Annotated in this window: 10 protein-coding genes and 1 pseudogene; 3 read left to right on the top strand and 8 right to left on the bottom strand. The window is 66.0% G+C overall.

What is annotated here, in order from left to right; genetic code table 11:
* The 5 genes from A2J01_RS26560 to merA form a co-directional block, all read right to left on the bottom strand.
* On the bottom strand, positions 1 to 622 hold a 622-nt coding region (locus A2J01_RS26560; RefSeq protein WP_156519418.1), incomplete at its 3' end, for a helix-turn-helix domain-containing protein.
* 85 nt (positions 623 to 707) lie between these two features.
* A complete protein-coding gene (locus tag A2J01_RS26555) occupies positions 708 to 1,010 on the bottom strand; it encodes a hypothetical protein (RefSeq protein WP_231915920.1) in 303 nt (100 codons plus the stop codon).
* Positions 1,007 to 1,312, bottom strand: a complete 306-nt coding sequence (locus A2J01_RS26550; RefSeq protein ID WP_040538777.1) for a hypothetical protein — start codon at positions 1,310 to 1,312, stop codon at positions 1,007 to 1,009. The genes A2J01_RS26555 and A2J01_RS26550 overlap by 4 nt, the downstream gene beginning before the upstream one ends.
* 19 nt (positions 1,313 to 1,331) lie before the next feature.
* Positions 1,332 to 1,991, bottom strand: coding sequence for an organomercurial lyase MerB (gene merB, locus A2J01_RS26545; RefSeq protein WP_006246582.1), 660 nt, complete (start codon positions 1,989 to 1,991; stop codon positions 1,332 to 1,334).
* A gap of 37 nt (positions 1,992 to 2,028) precedes the next feature.
* Positions 2,029 to 3,453, bottom strand: coding sequence for a mercury(II) reductase (gene merA / locus A2J01_RS26540; RefSeq protein WP_064113937.1), 1,425 nt, complete (start codon positions 3,451 to 3,453; stop codon positions 2,029 to 2,031).
* Between the two features lie 105 nt (positions 3,454 to 3,558).
* Between merA and A2J01_RS26535 the strand changes: the two genes are divergently transcribed.
* Positions 3,559 to 3,948 (top strand): heavy metal-responsive transcriptional regulator, encoded by a 390-nt coding sequence (locus A2J01_RS26535; RefSeq protein WP_006246584.1) that lies wholly within the window; start codon positions 3,559 to 3,561, stop codon positions 3,946 to 3,948.
* A 271-nt stretch (positions 3,949 to 4,219) separates the two neighbouring features.
* Here the strand turns inward: A2J01_RS26535 and A2J01_RS36600 are convergent, their stop codons facing one another.
* The 3 genes from A2J01_RS36600 to A2J01_RS37255 all read right to left on the bottom strand — a co-directional run bounded on the left by A2J01_RS36600 (position 4,220) and on the right by A2J01_RS37255 (position 5,452).
* A complete protein-coding gene (locus A2J01_RS36600; RefSeq protein WP_164490667.1) occupies positions 4,220 to 4,384 on the bottom strand; it encodes a hypothetical protein in 165 nt (54 codons plus the stop codon).
* Positions 4,385 to 4,714: 330 nt separating this feature from the next.
* Positions 4,715 to 5,299: a DUF6461 domain-containing protein gene (locus A2J01_RS26530; RefSeq protein WP_064113936.1), complete on the bottom strand. Its 585-nt coding sequence runs from the start codon at positions 5,297 to 5,299 to the stop codon at positions 4,715 to 4,717.
* Positions 5,300 to 5,323: 24 nt separating this feature from the next.
* Positions 5,324 to 5,452, bottom strand: coding sequence for a hypothetical protein (locus A2J01_RS37255; RefSeq protein ID WP_256931965.1), 129 nt, complete (start codon positions 5,450 to 5,452; stop codon positions 5,324 to 5,326).
* Between the two features lie 166 nt (positions 5,453 to 5,618).
* Here A2J01_RS37255 and A2J01_RS35460 point away from each other — a divergent pair.
* Both A2J01_RS35460 and A2J01_RS36055 read left to right on the top strand, forming a co-directional pair.
* Positions 5,619 to 5,816 (top strand): annotated as a pseudogene (locus A2J01_RS35460) (SOS response-associated peptidase family protein); the annotation flags it as partial.
* A 141-nt stretch (positions 5,817 to 5,957) separates the two neighbouring features.
* A partial coding sequence (locus A2J01_RS36055) for a site-specific integrase (protein ID WP_197494308.1) occupies positions 5,958 to 6,256 on the top strand: 299 nt, incomplete at its 3' end.

Below are 6,256 nucleotides of genomic sequence, written 5' to 3'. Positions count from 1 at the left end.
CGTTGTCGCGGGCTTCGGTGTACGCCAGGCGGGTGTTGCCGTCGATCGCGGAATGCAGGTAGGTGTAACCGATGCGGGCCTGCTTGTTCTTCTTTTTCCTGCGCTGGGATCGTTTGGCCTTGTCGGAGCCGCGGCCGTGGGCACGCCACCCGCCGCCGTCCGGGATCTTCCCGACTTTTTTGACATCGACGTGGACCATCTGACCAGGTCGGTTCGCTGCGATGACCTGGGGTTTTCGGTTGGTTTCGCCGTTCGGGTCGATGAACCGGCGACGGTGCAATCCCAGGCTCCGCAGGATTCTCGTGACCGTCCGACGAGCAATGACAATGCCATCGCGTTGGAGTTCGAACGTGATTCGTGAAGCCGACCATTTCCGGCTCCGGCGCATTGCTTCGATCTCGGACACAAGCCCTGCCGCTGTAGCGGTCGGTTGATGGTGCGGCGTGCTGGATCGGTCCTGTAATCCCAGGTCACCGTACTTGCGATACCGGTTGACCCACTTGGAGGCGCATTGACGGGAGATGCCCATCTCGGCGGCGACGTGGGCGATCGGACGACTCTGGCAGCGCTCGATCAGGCGTCGTCTTCCCTCCACGGTTAGCGGAGCATCACGGTGTGTCACAGGGCTGGTCCTTCTTGGTCGAGAACGGCTATGTCGCAACTTCCATTCTTACGCCGAGGACCAGCCCGTCTACTTCAATCCCGCGTCAGCAACGTCCATACCCACAACACACGGTGCCGGCGTTCTCGGCGGTGGTGGCGGCCTCGCCGAGGGACCGGACGCCGTTGACGCATTCGCCGCACCCGACGGAGAAGAAGAACACCGCGGTGGGCTTCCCGTTGGCGGGCAGGCTGATCTGCTGGCCATCGACGCTGGTCACGGTGGCGGGTGAACCGGAACCGGCGGTCGCGGGGTCGGCACTGTTGCCGCAGGCGGTCAGGGTCAGCGATCCGGCGGCGAGTACGGCGGCGATCGAGAGCGCGGCGTGGTGGCGGCGGGTGATTCTCATCGGTTCTGCTCGTCCTTCGGGTCGACGTTTTCGTTGGTGGGCATGGGCGGGCAGCAGCCGTGGCCGGCGGTGCCGCCGCCGCGGCGGGAGATGGCAATCAGCGCGAGGATCGCCAGGGCGATCCCGGCGCCGATGACCCACGGGTTGCGGAGGAACGCGCCGATACCGGCGATCGCGCCACCGGCGATGAGGATGGGGAGCAAGGCGCAACAGGCGACCATGAGCAGCGCGGCGCCGGCTCCGAGGAGCAGGCCGCTGCCTCCCGGGCGATCGTCGTGGTTGGACATCATCGGTGTTCTCATTCCCTTCAGTGGGTATGGGTCAGCAGCAGCTGTGGCTGTCGTCGGCCGCGGCGGGCGCCTGGAGGCGGTTGAGCAGGCCGGTGGCGAGGGCGGCCCCGATCCGGCACGCCTCGGCCACCGGGACCACCTCCGCGCCGGGGTGCTCGGCCAGCCAGCCCGCGGCGTCCTCGGGGGAGGTGAAGTAGTGCACCTGGTTGCAGAAGGAGGAACGGATCGAGGTGATCTGCTCCGGGTTCACCAGCGACACCACCGCGGTGGGCGGATCGACGCTGGTTGCACCTTCTGTGGGGTCGACGTTGACCCGAACCGGCTCGCCGCTGACCGGGGAGGCCGACTCCACCTTTGCCGGGCGGTCCAGCAGGGCGGGGAAGATCAGCGTGTCCAGCGCACACCAGGTGTAGAGCTCCTCACCGGCCACGGTGAACCGGTGCGGGGTGGGGCGCAGGGTGAGGCCCTGGCCGATGATCCGGCCCTGATCGTCGTACTCGGTGTCCGGCACCGCCGCGAGACCGCGCCGTACGTCATCGAGGGTGCGGCTCGCAGCCGCGGCGAGTTGCTCGACGGTGACGGGGTCGCCGTCGACGAGCAGCCGCAGCAGCGGGATCAGCAGGCCGGCGTCAAGGCCGGTCTCCTCGGGTCGGGTGAGTCGTTGGGGCAGTTGGGTGCTGAGGTCCGACATCGCGGATGCCTCCTTCGTTGAGTGGGGTGGGTGCGGGTCAGGCGCAGCAGGAGAGCTTGGAGACGTCGGTGGTGAAGGCCTTCGCGACGATCCGGATGCCCTCGGTCATGGTCAGGTAAGGCGCCCAGGCGTCGGCGACCTCGGCGATGGTCTTGCCGATGATGTGGACGCCCGCGGCGGCCAGTTCGCCGGCGTCCTTGGCGACCGCGGTCAGGCCGAGGATCTCGCCGGTGTCGGCGTTGGCGACCATCTTGATGAAGCCGCGGGTGTCCCGGTTGACCAGCGTTCGCGGCACGTATTCCAGCGGGAGCACCCGGCAGTCGCAGCGGATCCCGGCCGCGAGGACTTGGGCCTCAGTCATCCCGACTGCGCCGATCGCGGGACTGGTGAACGTGACCCGGGGCAGCCGCATGTAGTCCACCGACCGCTCGGCGTCGGTGAAGGCGTTCTCGGCGTCCACGGTGCCGTGGTGGGCGGCGACATAGACGAACTCGGGGTGCCCGGTCACGTCACCGGCCGCCCAGATCCGCGGGTTGGAGGACTGCAGCTGGTCGGTGACCACGATCTCGCCGACCTCGCCAGTCTTCACCTCGACCGCGTCGAGGTTGAGCCCGTCGGTCACCGGTCGGCGGCCGAGAGCGACCAGAACCTCGTCGGCGCGGAACTCCTGCGCGCCACCGGAGACGTCCGCGGTCACCACCACCTGGCCGGTGGCGGCGTCGCGGGTCACGCGGGTCGGGACCGCTCGGCGGACCACCCGGATGCCCTCATCGGCGAAGACCTCCTGCAGCGCCTTGGAGACCTCCGACTCCTCCTTCGACGCGAGCCGGGACCGAACCAGCAGGGTCACCGTCGACCCGAGCCGGGCGAACAGCTGCGCCTGCTCCAGGGCCACGTAGCCACCACCGAGCACCAGCAGCGAGTCGGGGACCTCGGTCAACTCCATCGCCGTAGTCGAGGTCAGGTACCCGGCCTCCTCCAACCCTTGGATCGGCGGGGCCCAGGGACGGGACCCGGTGGCCACCAGGTACTGCGCTGCCTCGATGGTCTCGACGCTGCCATCCGCCGCGGCGACCTCGAGCAGGGGCGAATCCGGAGTGCCGGCGAACGCGGCGTTGCCGCGGCGGACCTGCCAACCGTAGGAGTCGGCGACGTCGACGTACTTCTCACCCCGCAGGGCCTCGACGAGATCCTGCTTTCCGCCGATCAGGGCCGGCATGTCCACCGCGCCCGCGACGCTGGCGATGCCCGGGAACCGGGTCGGCGCGTCCGCGGCCACGTGCCGGGCCTCCGCGGCTGCGATCAGTGCCTTCGACGGCACGCAGCCGGTGTTCACACACGTGCCGCCGAACGTGCCACGCTCGACCATCACCACCGACTTGCCCAGAGAGGTCGCACGAATGGCCGCCGCGAACGCACCGCCGCCGGATCCGATGATCGCGAGGTCGTACCTGGTCTGCATCCCGATTCCTCCCAGAACTGTTGGGAAACGCTCCTGATGCAGCGATACTGGACCTTCCAGTAAAGGGGAAGGTCAAGCGAGACCTGCGACACGATGGAGGCCGGGATGCGGATCGGAGAACTCGCCGAGGCGGCAGGCACGACCACCAAGACTCTGCGGTTCTACGAAGAGCAAGGGCTGCTGCCCCCGGCCGAACGCACACCGGCCGGCTACCGCGACTACACCCCCGACGCGGTCAGCCGGATCGACTTCGTCCACCGCGGCCAAGCGGCCGGGCTCACCCTCGCCCAGATCAAGCAGATCCTCGACATCCGCGACCACGGCCAAGCTCCCTGCGGCCACGTACGTGACCTGCTGGACGCGCGCCTTGCCGACATCGACGCGCAGATCGCCGACCTCACAACACTTCGCGACAACGTGGCTGCGCTCCGCGACGATGCAGCCCTCCCAGAGCCCGAAACCTGTAGCCCCGATCAGGTCTGCAGATACCTATAGCCCTCGCCACTCGGCAGTGACCACCGATACCAAGGGCGTGATTAGCCGGTGCCAGGTGGGTCCCAGTCAGGCCGTCATCGTGGTCCCAGATCGGGTTGACACAGCCACTCGCCTGAAAACCGCGCGAAATCAGAACCACCCACGCAGAGTAGAGACATGAGTCCCGCCGGCGCCGAAACCGAGGCGATGACCAGAGCCGGTCCAAGACAATGGCGGCCCGCTACCAGCCTTGCAAGGCAAGGAGGTTCGGTGTGGGCCACACTGCACATTCCTACGTGGAGGCTGGGCGCTCCGGCATCTTCATCATGATGAGCTCCGCACCGTCCTTGTACCGGTAGGCCCAATGACCATCCTTCGTCATCACTGTGCCGGCCTGGCCCTCGTCCGGCGCAGGGCTCCACCCTTGAGTCTCATTCGGTTCCGCACTCTCGCTCATTCCACTATTGTCTCAACCTCCGAAAACCGGCTGAAACCAGTGGCCGACACTGACCACCGGAAACGGCGGGTAGCCAGCACCAAAACAGATGCATCAATCTTGCATCTGATGCCAATCTGCCTCCTTGGCCACCCAGGACATGACGAAGCCGCCGGCACCTGACGGTGTCCAGCGGCTTCACAGGGTCGGTGCCCGTCTTGCGCCTCTCGGCAAGTGGCCGCTCGAAGCGGCATTTCTTTCGGTGGTACCCGGGGCAAAGAACCGAACACCGACAGCCTCTACAACGAAGACCGCCGCAGAGTTATTCCGGTGCGCTGACCTGCATCGCGATCAGTCGTCACTGCCGGCTACGAAGGTCGCCGTCGACAAGAATTCGGGGGTGATCTGCACGCCGGTGTAGTTCGCGGCCATCGCAAAAGATGCTTCGATGATATGGAATTTCCCGTCCGGCGACGGTCCTTCACTGTCGGGGTCGAGCCCGACTTCCCTCATCCGCGACTTCCACGCCTCCGACATCGGGTTCCCCGCTTCGGAACCGAAGAGGGGGTCGAACTGCACGGTATGAACTCCGTCCTGCCACAGGTCGAACGAGGACACTGCTTCGACGTCGCGCGAGTGTGTGAGCACTTCACGTCCCACCGACAGAGGCACCATAAGCTCGTCGTCCGAGCCGGCCCACGCCATCCGAGCGATCGCGATCGCCCAGTTCCCCAATGCCGCGGTGCCGACGACCGAATACTCTTCCCATTCGATGTCGTTGATGCCGTGCAATCCGCGGAATTCCCCCAGGTCGCGCACGGTCATCGCTTCGATCACGGCGGTCGGCGTTGCGTCGCGCACGTAGGTCACGTGCAGCCCGTTCTCGGTCCACGGGTAGTCGCGGAAGAGCCACTCGAAGTCGCGATACGTTTTCATGTGAAGCCTTCCCGAGAGATTCCGTCATTTCCTGGTGATGATCGTCCGCAACACGAAACGGAACACCACCGCGGTACCGGCCCCGACCGCGACGCCGGCCACCACGTCGGCCAGGAGAATTCCGACGGTGACACCGAGGGCTGTGGCGGCCACGATCGCCAACGCGACATCGGTAGGCGACGGCCGAGGGTTGGTGATCGCACTTCCCCTTCCGCGACAGTCGACGACGTACTCGCACAGATCATCACACGGCGTTTGGCGCGGAAGTCGGACCCACGCTGTTCAATGGAACGGGAACCGATTACGAGGAGGTCAGGCCATGTGTGGGCGCTATGCAAGCACAAGCTCGAGCAAGGAATTGCAGTCGTTTTTCGACACGATGCAGACCGTCGGCGACGAACTCCCACCGTCCTACAACGTCGCCCCCACACAACCTGTCCGTGTGATCCTCGAACGAACCCCAAACGAGGAACCCGACGCCGAGCCCCAGCGCCAGCTCCGGACCGTCCAATGGGGATGTTGACCGGACTACGAGACGACGCGCCGTCCTCGTTGCAGTTCGCGTGGCAGGCAGTGGCATAGACCTCTTTGATGACGGCGACTCTCGAAGGGGTGAATAGTGGATCGCATACGGATTGAACTCGAGCGGTGGGGTTCGGTGGTAGAAGCTTCAGGTTCTTCTCCGTGGCTGGTGGTCGACGATCTTGGTGGAGCGATCGAGCCGATCCGTCGGTATCTGGTCGAATTCTCAGCTCGCGGTAACCGGGCGAGCAGCTCGCGCAGCTACGCTTACGACTTACTGCGGTGGTGGCGATGGCTGCGGATCGTCGAGGTGCCGTGGCAGCGGGCGACATCGGACGAGATTCGCGACTATGCGCTTTGGCTTGGTGCGGCGACCAAGCCAGGCGCGTCCGCACGCACGGTGTCGTCGACGACAGCGGGAACGGTCAACCCAAT

The organism is Rhodococcus sp. EPR-134, from assembly GCF_001647205.1.
GTDB lineage: Bacteria > Actinomycetota > Actinomycetes > Mycobacteriales > Mycobacteriaceae > Rhodococcus_F > Rhodococcus_F qingshengii.
This window is presented reverse-complemented; position numbering and strand designations above follow the sequence as displayed.